Source organism: Novosphingobium taihuense (assembly GCF_007830315.1).
Lineage (GTDB): Bacteria > Pseudomonadota > Alphaproteobacteria > Sphingomonadales > Sphingomonadaceae > Novosphingobium > Novosphingobium taihuense.
The window spans coordinates 339,112-354,117 of record NZ_VLKJ01000003.1 but is presented as its reverse complement, the minus strand read 5'-3'; the positions used below and the strand labels follow the sequence as shown (position 1 = coordinate 354,117).

Below are 15,006 nucleotides of genomic sequence, written 5' to 3'. Positions count from 1 at the left end.
GGTCTATCCATCCATCGCTGCCAAGCGCTTCGCCTGGTCCTCGGCGATCAGGGCATCGATCAGTTCGGCTAGACCGGGGCCTTCGAGGATTTCGGGCAGGCGATGGAGCGTGAGGTTGATGCGGTGGTCGGTCACGCGGCCTTGGGGGAAGTTGTAGGTGCGGATGCGTTCGGAGCGATCGCCCGAGCCGACCATCGCCTTGCGCGCCTCGGCCTCTTCGCCCTGTGCCGCATCGCGCTGGGCCTCGAACAGGCGGGCGCGCAGGACCTGCATCGCCTTGTCCTTGTTCTTGTGCTGACTGCGCCCGTCCTGGCAGGTCACGACCGTGCCGGTAGGCAGGTGGGTGATGCGCACGGCGGAATCGGTGGTGTTGACGTGCTGTCCACCCGCGCCGCTCGCCCGATATACGTCGATCTTGAGGTCCTTGTCCTCGATCCGCACGTCGACTTCATCGGGTTCTGGCAGGACCGCAACGGTGGCGGCGGAGGTGTGGATGCGCCCGCCAGACTCGGTCACGGGCACGCGCTGGACGCGGTGGACGCCGCTCTCGAACTTGAGCTTGGCGAAGACGCCGTTACCCGCGACGTTCGCAACGACTTCCTTGTAGCCGCCGATGTCGTTGGCGTTGACCGAGACGACCTCGACCCGCCAGCCCTGCTCGGCGGCGTAGCGTTCGTACATGCGGAACAGGTCGGCAGCGAAGAGCGCGGCTTCATCGCCGCCGGTACCGGCGCGGATTTCGAGCATGGCCGGGCGGCTGTCCGCCGAATCGCGCGGCAGCATCGCGATGGCGAGGCGGTGTTCGGCTTGCGGAAGGTCGGCGTGGATGCGGCGCAGTTCCTCGTCGGCCAGTTCGCGCATGTCGGGGTCATCAAGCGCAGCGAGGCTGGCCAGTTCGGCGCGCATGTCCGCGATCTCGCGCGCCACGCGGGCGACGGGTTCGAGTTCCGCATAGTCGCGGCTGGCGGCGATGAAGTCCGGGCCTTCCAGTGTGCCCGAGGCCAGCCGCGCTTCGAGTTCGGCGAAGCGGTTGGCGATCTGGGCGAGACGGGCTTCGGAGACGCTCACTTCTTACTCACCAACACCCACGTATGTGCGTTCGCCACCTCAGTTTCCTGAATATTGAATCTTGTCTCAAGTGCAGCCTTTATCCGGCTTCTAACTGGCGAAGCGCTTTCAACGTTAAGATCTCGGAGTCGGGCGATCCCCAAGACACCTCCAAGGCCTTCGATCGACAATGCACGCCATGCACCAGACGCCTTTGCCTTTTGATACCGCTTCTTAGGCGATCCCGAAATCAACAAGTCAGCATGCACCGCCAACTCAGAAGGCGAGCCCGCACGAATGGCGCTGGCGACAGAAATCGCAAGGTTTTCTAGCTCTGTAAGCTCAGTGAAGACTACAACCTCAGTATCCGTAGATGGATACTGGTCCCCCACCAACATCGCCAACCGCTCGATGCCCGCAGCCCAGCCGACCGCAGGCGTGGCCGCGCCGCCAAGCGCTTCCATCAACCCGTCGTAGCGTCCGCCGCCGAGCACGGTGCCCTGCGCGCCCAGGCGGTCGGTGACGAATTCGAAGGCGGTGTGGCGGTAGTAGTCGAGGCCACGGACGAGCGCCGGGGCGCGGGTCCATTCGACGCCTGCGGCATCAAGGCCGCCGGTGACCTTGGCGAAAAAGTCCTGCGCTTCGGCGCTGAGGAAATCGTCGATCTTCGGCGCGTCGGCGGTGAACGGCTTGTCGCGCGGGTCCTTGCTGTCGAGAATGCGCAAGGGGTTGCGTTCGAGGCGGTCCTGCGAGTCCTCGGAAAGCTCGCCCTTCACGGCGCGGAAGTAGTCGATCAGCGCGGCCCGCCAGGCATCGCGGCTGGCTCCATCGCCCAGCGTGTTGAGCTGCAGCGTGACGCCATCAGCAATGCCCAGTTCCTTGAGCAGTTGGTCGGCCATGACGAGGAGTTCGACGTCGGCCTGCGGCTCGGCCGCACCGATAACCTCGGCGTCAATCTGGTGGAACTGGCGATAGCGGCCCTTCTGCGGGCGTTCGTAGCGGAACAGCGGCCCGTGCGTCGCCACCTTCAACGGCGCGTACTGCTGCCAGCCGTCGGTGAGGTAGGCGCGGGCGATCCCTGCGGTGAATTCGGGGCGCAGGGTGAGCGATTCTCCGCCGCGATCCTCGAAGCTGTACATTTCTTTTGAGACGACGTCGGTCGTCTCGCCCAGCGAGCGGCTGAAAACGGCGGTCTTTTCGAACACCGGCATTTCCACGCGGCGAAAGCGGTAGAGCTTGCGGACGCGTTCGAAGGTCTCGACGACGAAGGCGAAGGCCTCGGCATCAGGGCCGAAGATGTCCTGGGTGCCGCGGATGGCCTGAGGCGTCTGAATGCTTGGTGTCTGTGTGCTCATGGAGCGCGCGATTAGCCCGAAAGCGCGAAAACGGAAAGCGGTCAGAAAAAGGTGCGCGCTGATGGTTGCGGATGCGACTTCTTCGCGCCATGAACATGCACCATGATCAAGCACTTCAAGGCAGCACCGCTCCTCCTCGCCCTTTCCGTTTCCACTCAGGCTCTTGCCGCCAATTCAGCGCCGATGGCCGTGCCGATCCAGCAGACCGTGCCGGACGCGCAGGACGTGGCCTATCCGGGCGTTATGATGCTCGACATCGACGCGACCGATGTGGTGCGCGGCGACTACAAGGTAACGCAGACGATTCCGGTGGCCGCAGGCGCAAAGGAACTCATCCTGCTCTATCCGCAGTGGCTGCCTGGCAACCACGGTCCACGCGGGCCGCTTGCCGAGCTGGTCGGCGTGCAGTTCTTCGTCGATGGAAAGCCGGTGGAATGGAAGCGTGACCGCGTCGAGGTCTATGCCTTCCATGTCATGCTGCCTGCGGGCGCGAAGGAAGTCGTCGCCAAGCTGATCCACACATCGCCGCTGCAATCGGCCGAAGGGCGCATCACGATGACGCCCGAAATGCTCAACCTGCAGTGGGAAAAGATGAGCCTTTATCCTGCAGGCCACTACGTCCGCCGCATCAAGGTCAAGCCGACCGTCACCCTGCCGCAGGGTTGGACCCCGGCAACGGCGCTCGATGGCATGAGCATGGCGGGCAACCGCGTGACCTGGGCCGAGACCGACTACGAAACGCTGGTCGATTCGCCGATCTTTGCCGGCAAGTACTTCAAGAAGTGGGATCTGGGTCAGAACGTCACGCTCAATGTCGTGGCGGACAAGCCCGAACAGCTCGAAGCCAAGCCCGAGCACATCGCCGCCCACAGCGCGCTGGTGCAGGAAGCGAAGCTGGCCTTCGGCGCCAACCACTTCGATCACTACGAATTCCTCCTCGCCCTGTCGGACAAGATCGGCGGCATCGGCCTCGAACATCACCGGTCGAGCGAGAACCAGCTGGAGCCCGAGGCCTTTACCGAGTGGGCCAAACAGGAGTGGGATCGCAACCTGCTCCCGCACGAATACTCACACTCGTGGTCGGGGAAGTTCCGCCGCCCGGCGCGGCTGTGGACGCCCGATTATCGCCAGCCGATGCAGGGCGACCTCCTTTGGACCTACGAAGGGCAGGACCAATTCTGGGGCGCGGTGCTGGCCGCGCGTTCGGGCATGCAGGGCAAGGACATGGTGCTGGGCATGCTGGCGGCATGGGCCGGTGGCTTTACCCAGCAGCCGGGGCGCGAATGGCGCTCGGTCGAGGATACCGGATTCGATCCGGTCTTTGCCTCGCGCAAGCCCAAGCCCTATTCCTCGCTTGCCCGCAACGAGGACTATTACACCGAAGGCGCACTGGTCTGGCTCGAGATCGACCAGATCCTTCGCGAAGGCACCGGCGGCAAGAAGTCGATCGACGATTTCGCGAAGACGTTCTTCGGGATGAATCCGGGCGATTACGGGCAGATCCCGTTCGAGGTCGACGAGATCGTCACCAAGCTCAACGCGCTCTACCCCTATGACTGGGCCAAGCTGATCGATACCCGCATCAACCAGCCGGGCCAGCCCGCGCCGCTGAACGGGATCGAGAAGGGCGGCTACAAGCTCGTCTGGAAGGAAGAGCCCAACCCCTACATGAAGGCTGCGATCGATTTCGGTAAAGGCTTGAGCCTTGCCAACTCGATCGGCATCTCGCTCGACAAGGACGGCAAGGTTACCGGCACGCGCTGGGACAGCCCGGCGTTCAACGCGGGCATCGTGACCGGCACGCAGATCATGGCGGTGAACGGCACGGCCTACAGCGCGGACGACCTGAAGAAGGCGATCACTGCCGCCAAGGGCGAAAAGGGCACACCGTTGGAACTGCTGGTCAAGCGCGGTGCCCGCTTCGAGACCATCAAGCTCGATTACAAGGACGGGCTGCGCTACCCGTGGCTCGAACGCGTGGCACCGGGCAAGGCTGCCACCGGGCTCGACATGCTGCTTGAGCCCAAGCGTCCCGGCGCTGCGACCGCAAAGTCCAAGAAGTAAGCGGCATGGCGCGCGGCGGCGCAACGCTGGGAAACCGGCTGGCGCCGCCGCGCTTCGTCCTGTTCCTTGTGGTGCTGGTGGCGGGATTCTTCGGGTTCCGGCACTTTTCTGCGGCACAGAGCATTACGGATGCCGCTGCAATGGGGTTCGATCTTGCGGCGGTGGTGTTCCTGCTTTCGTTGATCCCGCTCCTGCGCGATTCGGGCGTGGCCGAAATTCGCCGCCACGCGGCAGACAACGACGCCAACCGGCTGTTCGTGCTGGCGATCACCACGATCGTGACGATGGTCGTCCTCGCGGCGATCGCGGCGGAATTGCCGCGCGCTTCGGGGGGGGACAGCGTGGCACTGGCCAAGCTGATCGGCACGCTGGCGCTGACGTGGCTCTTTGCCAACACGGTGTACGCGCTGCACTACGCGCACCTCTACTATTCCGCCCACGATGGGGCTGACAGCGCAGGGATCGAATTCCCCGGCACGAAAACGCCGGATTATCTCGACTTCGCCTACTTCAGCTTCACACTGGGAATGACGTTCCAGACATCGGACACAGAAATCACGAGTCGATCCATCCGGCGTATCGCAACGCTGCATTCGCTCGCAGCCTTCGTGTTCAACATCGGCGTAATTGCATTTACGATAAACGCGCTGGGATAAGGGTTACGCCATAAGTCTTGTTGCGGTGCACAAGTCTGTTCGCTAGTGGCGGCGCATTCTCTCCACCCTTAACGAACAGGGCCAAAGATGCGCATCGACATGATTCCCACCGGCGACAATCCGCCGGAAAGCCTCAACGTCATCATCGAGGTTCCGGTCGGCGGTGAGCCGGTCAAGTACGAGTTCGACAAGGCTTCGGGCGCGCTGTTCGTCGATCGCATCCTGCACACGCCGATGCGCTACCCGGCGAACTACGGCTTCGTGCCGCACACGCTCTCGCCCGATGGCGACCCGCTCGACGCGCTGGTGATTGCGCGCTCGCCCTTCGTCCCCGGCTCGGTCGTCCGCGCGCGCCCGATCGCCGTGCTCAACCTTGAAGACGAGCATGGCGGCGATGAAAAGCTGGTCTGCGTGCCGGTCGATTCGACCTTCCCGTACTATTCGGACGTGAAGGAAAAGGAAGACATCCCCGAGATCGTGCTGCAGCAGATCGAGCACTTCTTCACCCACTACAAGGACCTGGAAAAGGACAAGTGGGTTCGCGTCGGCACCTGGGGCGGCGCTGACGACGCCAAACAGATCACCATTGAGGCGATCGAACGCGCCAAGGCTGCCAAGCCGGCCTGATCGTTATACGCGAGGTTCCAAGGGGGCGCGGGTTCGGAAGGACCAGCGCCCCTTTTTGCGTCAGTCGCCGGCGACGCTCATGCCGTCGATGCGCAGGGTTGGCGTGTCGATCCCGCGATAGACTTCGAGGTCGTTGGCAGCGGTCATCGCAGCGAACATGTCGATCAGGTTGCCCGCCACGGTGAATTCGGCAATCGCCCCGGCAATTTCGCCATTCACGATGCGGAAGCCCGAAGCGCCGCGGCTGTAATCGCCGGTCACGCCGTTGACACCGTGGCCGATCAGTTCGGTGACATAGACGCCATCGGCAATGTCGGCGATGAGCTCCGCCGGAGTCTGCGTGCCGGGGTGGAGCACGACATTGCTCGAGGTGACATGCGGCGCACCTGATGACCCGCGCGAGGCGTGGCCGGTGGGCGTGGCGCCCAGTTGACGTGCGGCGGCGGCGTCCATCAGCCAGCCGGTGACCTGCCCGGCATCGACGATCTTGCGCGCCGAGGTCGGCAGGCCCTCGCCATCGAACGGACGCGAGCGCATGCCGCGCGCGACCAGCGGATCGTCGGTAATGGTGATCGAACTATCGAACAGCTTCTGTCCGTCACGGTCGAGCAGGAAGCTCGCGCGCCGGGCGATGGAAGCGCCCGACATCGCGCCGAGGAGATGGCCGACGATGGAATTGGCAACGCGCGGGTCGAGCACCACTGGCATGGGGCCACTCTTGACGCGACCGGGGTTGAGGCGGCGCACGGCACGCTCGCCTGCTTCGCGGCCGATGTCGGCCGGTGCGCGCAAGTCCGTGGCAAAGCGGGTGCTGCGCCAGGAATAGTCGCGCTGCATTGCGCTGCCCTCGCCCGCAACGACGCTGGCCGAGAGGCTGTGGCTGGAAGCGGCATAGGCTCCCGAGAAGCCATGACTGGTGGCCAGTGCGAAGAGGCCGCGTCCGGCGCTGGCTCCACCGCCTTCGCTGTTGGTCACGCCCGCAACCGCGCGTGCGGCATCCTCGGCTTCTTCGGCAAGGCGGCGCAGTTCGGCGGGACTGCGTTCTGCGGCATCATCAAGGTCAAGATCGGGCGCGGGGCCCTTGAGCAGCAGCTCTTCAGGCGCAAGGCCAGCGAATTTGTCGGCAGGGGCGAGTCGCGCCATGGCGACGGCGCGAGTGGCGAGTTCATCGAGTGCGGCATCGCCAAGGTCGGTCGACCCGATCGAGGCCGAAGCCCCGCCGACGAACACCCGCAGGCCGATGTTCTCGGATTCGGAGCGCTCCACTTCCTCGAGTGCACCCAAGCGGACCGAAACGGATTCGGAGGCATTGCCGAGGTACACGGCATCGCCCGCATCGGCCCCGGCACGGCGTGCGCGTGCGATCAGCGCTTCGCAGCGCTCCTGGGCATCGGCGGGTGACAGCATGGAGAGACCTTTTCGCAAGCAGGAAGGCTGCGCGGTCTAGCGCCCTCGCGGGGCGGGGGCAATCGATAGGTCTTGGCGGTAGAAAATGCCGGAATTCAGGAAAGCGCAGTGAAGGCCTTGAACCCGCCGGTGATCAGGAAGGGAAGCACCGCTGCCAGAGCCCAGACCTTGATCTGATCGCGCCTGAAGGCGACGCTGTATGCCGGATTGTGCGCCTGATCGTCGGTCAGATGCTCCCAGCGACGTTCGAAATGGCGGAACAGCGGGATGATCGCGGCGACCAGCATGACGAGGACGAAAACGGGCAGGATCGAGGCGCTCTCTCCCTGGATCTCGTGCATGGTCACGAAAATCTGCAAGGCGGTATAGACGAGAAGACCGTAGGCAACATTGTTGCTCATCTTCTTGCGCCAATCGACGGTTGCCGACTGGCCCTTCTGCGACTGGAGGGCCTTGTTCATGGCGCCATTCCTTTGTTTATCCTGCTCCATAGCCACTAGATCACGCACGAGGCAAACCTGCAAGATCAATTCCAATTCGGTGCGTTCTTCATCGGGACATCATCACCCGTTCACCTTTGTAAAAGCACACCCATGCATAAATCCTGCCAATCGCGCGCTGCGGGGTTTGCCGCGTGGCATTGAAACGCTATTGGTGCATCCAAGCGCCTGAAACTGCAGAGCCTGATTGATGACCGTGATCGAAGAAGCTGCCGCCCCCGCGAATGCCGCACCGCCGATTCCGCAAGGCGGGCTCGAGGTCGTGTCCATCGCCAAGAGCTATGACAAGCGGGCGGTCCTGACCGACATCTCGCTTTCGGTCGGCAAGGGCGAAGTGCTGGGCCTGCTCGGGCCGAACGGCGCGGGCAAGACGACCTGCTTCTACTCGATCATGGGGCTGGTGCGGCCCGATTCGGGGCGCATCCTGCTAGACGGCGTGGATATCACCAAGCTGCCGATGTACCGCCGCTCGATCCTCGGGCTTGGCTACCTGCCGCAGGAAACCTCGATCTTCCGGGGCATGACGGTCGAGCAGAACATCTCGACCGTGCTCGAACTGATCGAGCCGGACAAGACCACGCGCGAGGCTGAGCTTGAGCGTCTGCTCGACGAATTTGGCCTCACCCGGCTGCGGTCCAGCCCCGCGATGGCGCTTTCGGGCGGTGAGCGGCGGCGCTGCGAAATTGCCCGTGCACTGGCGGCGCGGCCCTCGATCATCCTGCTCGATGAACCCTTCGCCGGGATCGACCCGCTTTCGATCAGCGACATCCGCCATCTGGTGAAGGACCTGTCAGGGCGCGGCATCGGGGTGCTGATCACCGACCACAACGTGCGCGAAACGCTCGACATCGTTGACCGCGCCTGCATCATCTACGGCGGGCAGGTGCTCTTTGCCGGTAGCCCTGAAGCGCTGGTGGCGGATGCCAATGTGCGCAGGCTCTACCTCGGCGAAGGCTTCACTCTGTGATGCATCACGGCAACTGATGCAGGTCTCGGGGGGGATCTAGACTATGGCGCTCGGGCCGAGGCTGGATATCCGGCAGACCCAGTCGCTGGTGATGACGCCGCAGTTGCAGCAGGCGATCAAGCTGCTGGCGCTGTCCAACCTCGAGGTTGAAGCCTTCATCGGTGAGGCGCTGGACGCAAACCCTCTGCTGGACATCGGCGAAAGTGCTGCGGGCGAGACTGTGGAGGCGGTGCCTGAAGAGCTGCGCCGCACGCATCTCGAATCCTCGCCGGTGGACCAACTCGTATCGGAAGGGCGCGTGGCCGAGGACCGCCCCCTCGACATCGACGCTTCGGCACTCGACCGGGATCGCGACACGGGTGATGCCAGCACATTCGAGCTGTCCTCGTCGCGAGACATGGGCGGCGGCGGAGGCGAAGGGCCGGACATCGACGAGCGCGGCCGCAGCGAGGAAACGCTGGCCGAGCATCTCCACGCGCAGATCGGTGCCGAGACGTCCGACCCGCAATTGCTGTTCGTGGCACGCTGGCTGATCGACCAGCTCGACGAAGCCGGATACCTGACCGTGCCGCTGGGCGAAGTGGCCGAAGCGCTGGGCCTTTCGGCGGTCGTGGTCGAACGCGCGCTGGGTCTGGTCCAGTCGCTCGACCCGACGGGCATCGGCGCGCGCAATCTGGCTGAATGCATCGCGCTGCAGGCCAAGGAGGCCGACCGCTACGATCCGTGCATGGCGCGGCTGATCGACAATCTGGAGCTTGTCGCGCGCGGCGAAGTCGCGCGGCTCAAGCGACTGTGCCAGGTCGACGACGAGGACTTCGCCGAGATGCTGGCGGAGTTGCGCAGCTACGACCCGCGCCCGGGCCTGCGCTTTGGCGGGGGAATGGCCGAGGCGGTGGTGCCCGACATCCTGATCCGCAGTGGCAAGGACGGCGGCTGGGACATTGCGCTCAACCAGGCCACCCTGCCGCGGCTGATTGTCAACCGCAGCTACTACGTCGAGATGCGCGGCGCCTGCATGACCAAGGACGCCAAGGCCTGGCTTGGCGAAAAGCTGGCCGATGCCAACTGGCTGCTCAAGGCGCTCGACCAACGGCAGAAGACGATTCTCAAAGTCGCCGCAGAGATCGTGAAGCAACAGGACGGTTTCTTCCGCCACGGCGTTGCGCACTTGCGTCCGTTGACGCTGCGCACCGTGGCCGAAGCGATCTCGATGCACGAATCGACTGTAAGCCGGGTAACCTCGAACAAGTACCTCCACTGCAATCGCGGCACGTTCGAGCTGAAGTATTTCTTCACCTCGGGCGTGGGATCGTCGGACGGCGAAGGCGCTTCGGCAGAGGCTGTGAAAGCCGCGATCCGCCAGCTGATCGATGCGGAGGACCCCAAGGCGATCCTTTCGGACGACGCGCTGGTCGACCTGCTGAAGGCGCGCGGCTTCGATCTCGCGCGGCGCACGGTGGCCAAGTATCGCGAGGCGATCGGGCTGGGAAGTTCGGTGCAGCGGCGGCGGCAGAAGGCACTGGCAGGCGTGCGCTGACTGGGTTAGCCTCGTCGCAATTGAAACGTTTTCCGGGGCCTATCCTGCCATGAAGTTCAAGCTGTTCCTCGCGGCGGCGCTCGTCAGCGCCGCATCGCCGCTGTGCGCCAAGCCAATCGAGTTCCGCATGGTAACCGAAGGCGTCGACATCGGTCGCTACGTGGTGGACAGCGAAGGCCGCAAGGTCAGCATCGAGTATGACATCAAGCAGAACGGGCGCGGGCCAACGATCCGGGAAACGGTAACGCTCGATGCCGATGGGGCCCCGGTAGACTGGCGCATCACCGGCAAGACCACCTTCGGCAATGCGGTCAACGAAAGCTTTCGGCGCACGGCGGCAGGCGCCAGCTGGACCGACCTTGCCGGCAAGGGCACGATCAAAGGCAAGGATGCTCCCCGCTACTATGTGACGCAGAACGGGTCGGTCTTCGACATCGCGATCCTTGCCAGGGCTCTGCTCGCGGCCCCCGGCCGCAGCCTTGCCATCGCGCCGGGCGGCACGGCGACCCTGGTCGAACGGGATCGCCGCAGCTTCGACGGGCCTGATGGCAAGGTCGACGTCACGATCTACGAACTTGGCGGGCTGGCACTCGATCCGAACTACATCGCGCTCGAAGGTTCGGGCGAGCTGTTCGCGGTGCTGACAGACAGCAACGTGCTGGTGCGCAAGGGCTATGAGAAGGTTTCGGAAGAGCCGCTGGTCGCGCTGGCCGAGAGGCTCGGGGCCGAGCGGTTCTCGCGACTGCAGGCGGAGGGCGCGCGGCACTATCCAGGGCCAGTGCGCATCCGCAACGTGCGACTGTTCGACCCCGTGGCGAAAGCGCTGACCGATCTGCGCGACGTGGTCGTGTCCGGCAACCGCATCAGCGAAGTCGTGGCGGCAGGCAGCGTGGCGACGCCGGGCGAAACCACGATCGAAGGTGGCGGCGGCACGCTTGTGCCGGGGCTTTACGAGATGCACGGCCACATCGGGCAGCAGGATGCCCTGCTCAACGTGCTGGCGGGCATCACCACGGTGCGCGACATGGGCAACCGCGACGACGTCCTCGACAAGCTGGTGGCGCGGATCGACAAGGGCGAACTGGCGGGTCCGCGCATCATCCGGTCGGGCTTCATCGAGGGCAAGAGTCCGTTCTCGGCGCGCAACGGGACGCTGGTGTCGACACAGGATGAAGCCATCGCGGCGGTGCGCAAGTATGCGGCACGGGGCTTCTGGCAGGCCAAGCTCTATAATTCGATGAACCCCGACTGGGCCCCGGCGGTCGTGGCAGAGGCGCATCGTCTTGGCATGAGGGTGGCCGGGCACGTGCCGGCGTTTTCCAATGCCGATGCGATGATCGCCGCCGGGTTCGACGAGATCACCCACGTCAACCAGCTCATGCTCGGCTGGGTGCTGAACCCCGGCGAGGACACCCGCACGCTGTTCCGTTTCACCGCGATGCGGCGTTTTCCTACGCTCGACATGAAATCCGCCAAGGTGCAGGCGACGCTCGATGCGATGGTCGCCCGGCACACCGCGCACGAGCCGACCATCGGCATCCATGAGCTGGGGCTGACTGCGCTCGACGGCCAGCCAAACCCGGGCGCGGTCGACTACATCGACCACATGCCCCCGGCCGAACAGCGCCAGTTGAAGCAGGCGCTGTTCGGCACCGATACGCCGCAGGAGCGTGCGCAGTACGTGGCTGCCTATGGCAAGGTGCTCGAAACGCTGACCGAGATGAATCGCAAGGGTATCCTGCTGATCCCTGGCACCGACCTCGGTGGCGCGTTCAACTATCACCGCGAGCTGGAACTGTTCGGCAAGCTGGGCATGACACCAGGGCAGGTCCTGTCGCGCGCCACGTTGGAAATGGCCACCTATCTCAAGCAGGACCAGCAGCTCGGCTCGCTGGAACGCGGCAAGTTGGCAGATTTTTTCCTCGTGCCGGGCGATCCGACGCAGGACCTCAAGGCGATCAAGTCCATCGCGATGGTGGTGAAGGACGGGTCGTTCTACTACCCGGCGGAGATCTACCCCAAGCTTGGCATCAAGCCCTTTGCTGCCGCCCCGAAGGTAACCGCTGCGCCGTAGCGCGAACGGTGCCTCAGGCCTGCGGGCGTTCGGCCAGCATGTCCTGGATCATGCCCTGAAGGTTGGCGTCGTAACGCGCGAGAACCGGGTGATCCTCGGCGGTGTCCCAGTGGGTGATCAGTTCGCGCCCATTGAACCAGTGCAGCGCATAGCCCGGCGGGTCGGCAATGATCAGATTGCGCTCGTCAGGCACGTCAGGGTCGATCGGCCGCAAGTCGAGCGCGACTTGCGGCGCGGTTGACGGGCAGGTGGCGACGATTGTGCCTGCCCATGCGGTCGTCACCGCGCGGTGGATGTGACCACAGACCACGCCGACGATGTTGGTGCGACCGCGCAGGCAGGCAGCTAGCCGCTCGACCCACGGTTCGGCGGGGTCCGTGTTCATCCACGCAATGCCGACTTCGACCGGCGGGTGATGCTGGACGATGAGCGTGCGGGCGTCGGGCGCTTCATCAAGGCGGGCCTTAAGCCAGGCAGCGCGCTTTTCGCAGAAGGCGCCGCCGTGCCGCCCTTCTTCCAATGTATCGAGCACGATCAGCCGCAAGGGCCCCGCTTCGACAACGTACTGGAGGAAACCGCCATCGAACGTGGCTTCGGGAAAGACATCGTGAAACGTGGCGCGCACGTCGTGGTTGCCGAGGGCATAGTGAACCGGGAACGGCAGGTCGGCAAAGGCTTCGCGCAGCCGTGCGTAACTGGCCTTGTCGCCGCGATCGATCAGGTCACCCGTGGCGAGCAGCAGATCGGGACGCGGCTGCATTGCAGCCAGTTCCTCCAGCACGCGGTCAAGCCGCTGCCTGTTGAATTCACCGGGGGAATCGGGTTCGAATCCCAAGTGAATATCCGTGACCTGCGCGATCAGCATCGTCCCCCCGTTCCGGTGCGCTAGCGCAGCTTCACCGGGAACCTGGGCCTTTCAGCCACTGCCACGGATTGCGCCACGTCCTTCTTCCGGTCCTTCTTGGGCGCCCAGGGAGCGCCAGCATCCATGTGATAGGAGTGGCACATTGCGCACGAGGAATCGACAGGGTCTTTCACGGATACGGTTGCAAGCTTCGCGCCTTCCCCGCCGACATGGCACGAACGGCAGCCGCCCTTGCCGTCGATGCCGGGCACCAGCAGGTCGGCAGCCTTGTTCGAGGTAGCCGCATTTACGTGGCAATCGGCGCAGTCGCTCTTGTTGTGCGCCTTATGATCGAACCAGCCCTTGTGATAGTAACGGTCGTTCTGGGCGACGGGCTGTACGGCAAATCCACCGCTCGCAGCAGATCCGCCGCGCGTCACGGTATGGCAATCATAGCACATGCCGCCCTGCGAAAAGACCTGCGCCACGGCCTGATCGGCCTGCGTCGGGTAGAAGCGCACGGCGCGGGCATAGTCCGCAGCGGTGGAACGCAGCGCGGCATCGCCGGGGACGCGGCGGGCAAGGCCGGAGAGATTGGCCGGGCGCGCCGGAGCGCCGCCGCGATAGAAGGCACGCAGATCGGCCACGACCAGTTCCGGCTCGCCATGACGCAGGGTGCGGAAGGTGCCGCCGATCCGGTCAAACCCGAGCGAGTGGCAGGACTGGCAGGAATCTTCCATCACCACCGGCTTGAAGCGGGTGCCGGTAGCATCGGACTTGTGGCAATCCTTGCACTGCAGGGCATCGCTGGCAGCAAAACGGCCGGGCATGCGCCGGACCATCTGGGCAATGCCGTTGCTCTTCGAAAGGTGTTGCCCGTGGGTGAACTTGAGGCCGTTGTTCTCGGTCAGCCCCGGCTTCCAGTCGGCGCGCTGGAACAGCGGCTTCTTGCCGTTCATGCCGCTGATGAGCATCGGCTTGAACTGAGGATGGGCCGTCCCGAAATCGGCGGCATCGGCAAGTTTGGTATCGGCCAAGCGACCCTTCATCCCGTTGTGGCAATCGGCGCAGAATTTCTGCTGGGTGGCCGGCATAGCACCCGCGCCTTCATGCTCGGTGTGACAATCTACACACCTGCCTGCTGGGCGGTTGAAGGCACTGGCCACGGCGCGCTGCAACGCGGCCATGCCGGTGGGCTCGCCGCGCGCCTTCAGCAGGCGCGACTTGTCGGCGATGTGATCGTGCGCGTCCTTGGTGTGGCAGGTGAGGCAGGCGTTGTCGGTCACCGCGACGAAGGCCTGGGTGTGGCAGGCCTGACAATCGCCGCCGAGGTTCTTGTGGGCAAGGCTCAACGGACCTGACGACCATGTCTGGTCGGCATGGAAGCCATCGGGCCTGCGCGCCTTCTCCTGCATCGCCAGCGGCTTGTAGGTCATGTAGCTGTAGATCGGGAAGGCGAGGAACGAGATCAGCACCAGCACCGCGAAGGTCCACGCCGACATGCGCTTGCCGGGCAGGAGGCCCTTGAGCGTGTAGACGGTGGTGATGTCCTTGTCCTCGGCCGAATCGGACACGGCCTCGACCCGGCGCACGGTGAACGTGGCGGCGCCGGTTTGCGCATCGCTCGACACCGAGATGCGGTGCCCGCCGAAAGTCAGTTCGGCACCAACCGCAGGGTCGAGCGGGCTTTGCGTGGTGCTGCGCCCGTTGACCTCGAACGGCTGCGCGCCGATCGAGGCGATGACGAGGCTGCCGTCGACCTGCCGGGTGACCTGCGCATGGCGTGGATCGACGGCAAGGTCGGGCAGGTGGATGTCGCATGCGGCATCGCGGCCGATGGTCAGGACTTCGCCTTCGACCGTGGACGGCCGGACGATCTCCTCGCCACTGGACTTGAGCGCGATCTGGCGGACTAGGAAGCTCATCTC

General features: G+C 64.5%; 12 protein-coding genes. 6 read left to right on the top strand and 6 right to left on the bottom strand.

The features are described from left to right. Positions 1 to 3: 3 nt before the first annotated feature. Positions 4 to 1,068, bottom strand: a complete 1,065-nt coding sequence (prfA, locus tag IQ25_RS08900; protein WP_144904878.1) for a peptide chain release factor 1 — start codon at positions 1,066 to 1,068, stop codon at positions 4 to 6. Continuing rightward, on the bottom strand, positions 1,065 to 2,402 hold the full coding sequence (gene hisS, locus IQ25_RS08895; RefSeq protein WP_144904876.1) for a histidine--tRNA ligase: 1,338 nt from the start codon (positions 2,400 to 2,402) through the stop codon (positions 1,065 to 1,067). The genes prfA and hisS overlap by 4 nt, the downstream gene beginning before the upstream one ends. 102 nt (positions 2,403 to 2,504) lie before the next feature. Between hisS and IQ25_RS08890 the strand changes: the two genes are divergently transcribed. The 3 genes from IQ25_RS08890 (at position 2,505) to ppa (ending at position 5,749) form a co-directional block, all read left to right on the top strand. Continuing rightward, positions 2,505 to 4,466, top strand: coding sequence for a M61 family metallopeptidase (locus IQ25_RS08890; RefSeq protein ID WP_181447210.1), 1,962 nt, complete (start codon positions 2,505 to 2,507; stop codon positions 4,464 to 4,466). A gap of 5 nt (positions 4,467 to 4,471) precedes the next feature. Continuing rightward, a complete protein-coding gene (locus tag IQ25_RS08885; protein ID WP_144904874.1) occupies positions 4,472 to 5,122 on the top strand; it encodes a DUF1345 domain-containing protein in 651 nt (216 codons plus the stop codon). Positions 5,123 to 5,209: 87 nt separating this feature from the next. Continuing rightward, positions 5,210 to 5,749, top strand: coding sequence for an inorganic diphosphatase (gene ppa, locus IQ25_RS08880; protein WP_144904872.1), 540 nt, complete (start codon positions 5,210 to 5,212; stop codon positions 5,747 to 5,749). Positions 5,750 to 5,809: 60 nt separating this feature from the next. Here ppa and IQ25_RS08875 read toward each other — a convergent pair whose 3' ends face one another. Next, entirely contained in the window at positions 5,810 to 7,156 is a 1,347-nt protein-coding gene (locus IQ25_RS08875) for a TldD/PmbA family protein (RefSeq protein WP_144904870.1), read from the bottom strand. A 95-nt stretch (positions 7,157 to 7,251) separates the two neighbouring features. Next, positions 7,252 to 7,617, bottom strand: coding sequence for a hypothetical protein (locus IQ25_RS08870; protein WP_181447209.1), 366 nt, complete (start codon positions 7,615 to 7,617; stop codon positions 7,252 to 7,254). 229 nt (positions 7,618 to 7,846) lie between these two features. Between IQ25_RS08870 and lptB the strand changes: the two genes are divergently transcribed. Genes lptB through IQ25_RS08855 form a run of 3 tightly spaced genes read left to right on the top strand, consistent with a single transcriptional unit; the run spans position 7,847 to position 12,234 of the window. Continuing rightward, positions 7,847 to 8,623 (top strand): LPS export ABC transporter ATP-binding protein, encoded by a 777-nt coding sequence (gene lptB / locus IQ25_RS08865; RefSeq protein WP_144904868.1) that lies wholly within the window; start codon positions 7,847 to 7,849, stop codon positions 8,621 to 8,623. 43 nt (positions 8,624 to 8,666) lie between these two features. Then, entirely contained in the window at positions 8,667 to 10,160 is a 1,494-nt protein-coding gene (rpoN, locus tag IQ25_RS08860) for an RNA polymerase factor sigma-54 (RefSeq protein ID WP_144904867.1), read from the top strand. Positions 10,161 to 10,209: 49 nt separating this feature from the next. Continuing rightward, complete coding sequence (locus tag IQ25_RS08855) at positions 10,210 to 12,234, top strand: amidohydrolase family protein (RefSeq protein WP_144904865.1); 2,025 nt, start codon at positions 10,210 to 10,212, stop codon at positions 12,232 to 12,234. Between the two features lie 13 nt (positions 12,235 to 12,247). On the opposite strand, the gene IQ25_RS08850 is transcribed toward IQ25_RS08855, so the two are convergent. Beyond that, positions 12,248 to 13,099 (bottom strand): phosphodiesterase, encoded by an 852-nt coding sequence (locus IQ25_RS08850; protein ID WP_144904863.1) that lies wholly within the window; start codon positions 13,097 to 13,099, stop codon positions 12,248 to 12,250. A 20-nt stretch (positions 13,100 to 13,119) separates the two neighbouring features. Beyond that, positions 13,120 to 15,003: a cytochrome c3 family protein gene (locus tag IQ25_RS08845; RefSeq protein ID WP_144904861.1), complete on the bottom strand. Its 1,884-nt coding sequence runs from the start codon at positions 15,001 to 15,003 to the stop codon at positions 13,120 to 13,122. Positions 15,004 to 15,006 lie beyond the last annotated feature (3 nt).

Bases quoted from the DNA above. Each gene is read 5' to 3' on its own strand.
- IQ25_RS08875 (WP_144904870.1), bottom strand. From the start codon at position 7,156: ATGCTGTCACCCGCCGATGCCCAGGAGCGCTGCGAAGCGCTGATCGCA.
- lptB (WP_144904868.1), top strand. From the start codon at position 7,847: ATGACCGTGATCGAAGAAGCTGCCGCCCCCGCGAATGCCGCACCGCCG.
- IQ25_RS08850 (WP_144904863.1), bottom strand. From the start codon at position 13,099: ATGCTGATCGCGCAGGTCACGGATATTCACTTGGGATTCGAACCCGAT.
- IQ25_RS08845 (WP_144904861.1), bottom strand. From the start codon at position 15,003: ATGAGCTTCCTAGTCCGCCAGATCGCGCTCAAGTCCAGTGGCGAGGAG.
- IQ25_RS08870 (WP_181447209.1), bottom strand. From the start codon at position 7,617: ATGAACAAGGCCCTCCAGTCGCAGAAGGGCCAGTCGGCAACCGTCGAT.
- IQ25_RS08890 (WP_181447210.1), top strand. From the start codon at position 2,505: ATGATCAAGCACTTCAAGGCAGCACCGCTCCTCCTCGCCCTTTCCGTT.
- rpoN (WP_144904867.1), top strand. From the start codon at position 8,667: ATGGCGCTCGGGCCGAGGCTGGATATCCGGCAGACCCAGTCGCTGGTG.
- IQ25_RS08885 (WP_144904874.1), top strand. From the start codon at position 4,472: ATGGCGCGCGGCGGCGCAACGCTGGGAAACCGGCTGGCGCCGCCGCGC.
- ppa (WP_144904872.1), top strand. From the start codon at position 5,210: ATGCGCATCGACATGATTCCCACCGGCGACAATCCGCCGGAAAGCCTC.
- hisS (WP_144904876.1), bottom strand. From the start codon at position 2,402: ATGAGCACACAGACACCAAGCATTCAGACGCCTCAGGCCATCCGCGGC.
- IQ25_RS08855 (WP_144904865.1), top strand. From the start codon at position 10,210: ATGAAGTTCAAGCTGTTCCTCGCGGCGGCGCTCGTCAGCGCCGCATCG.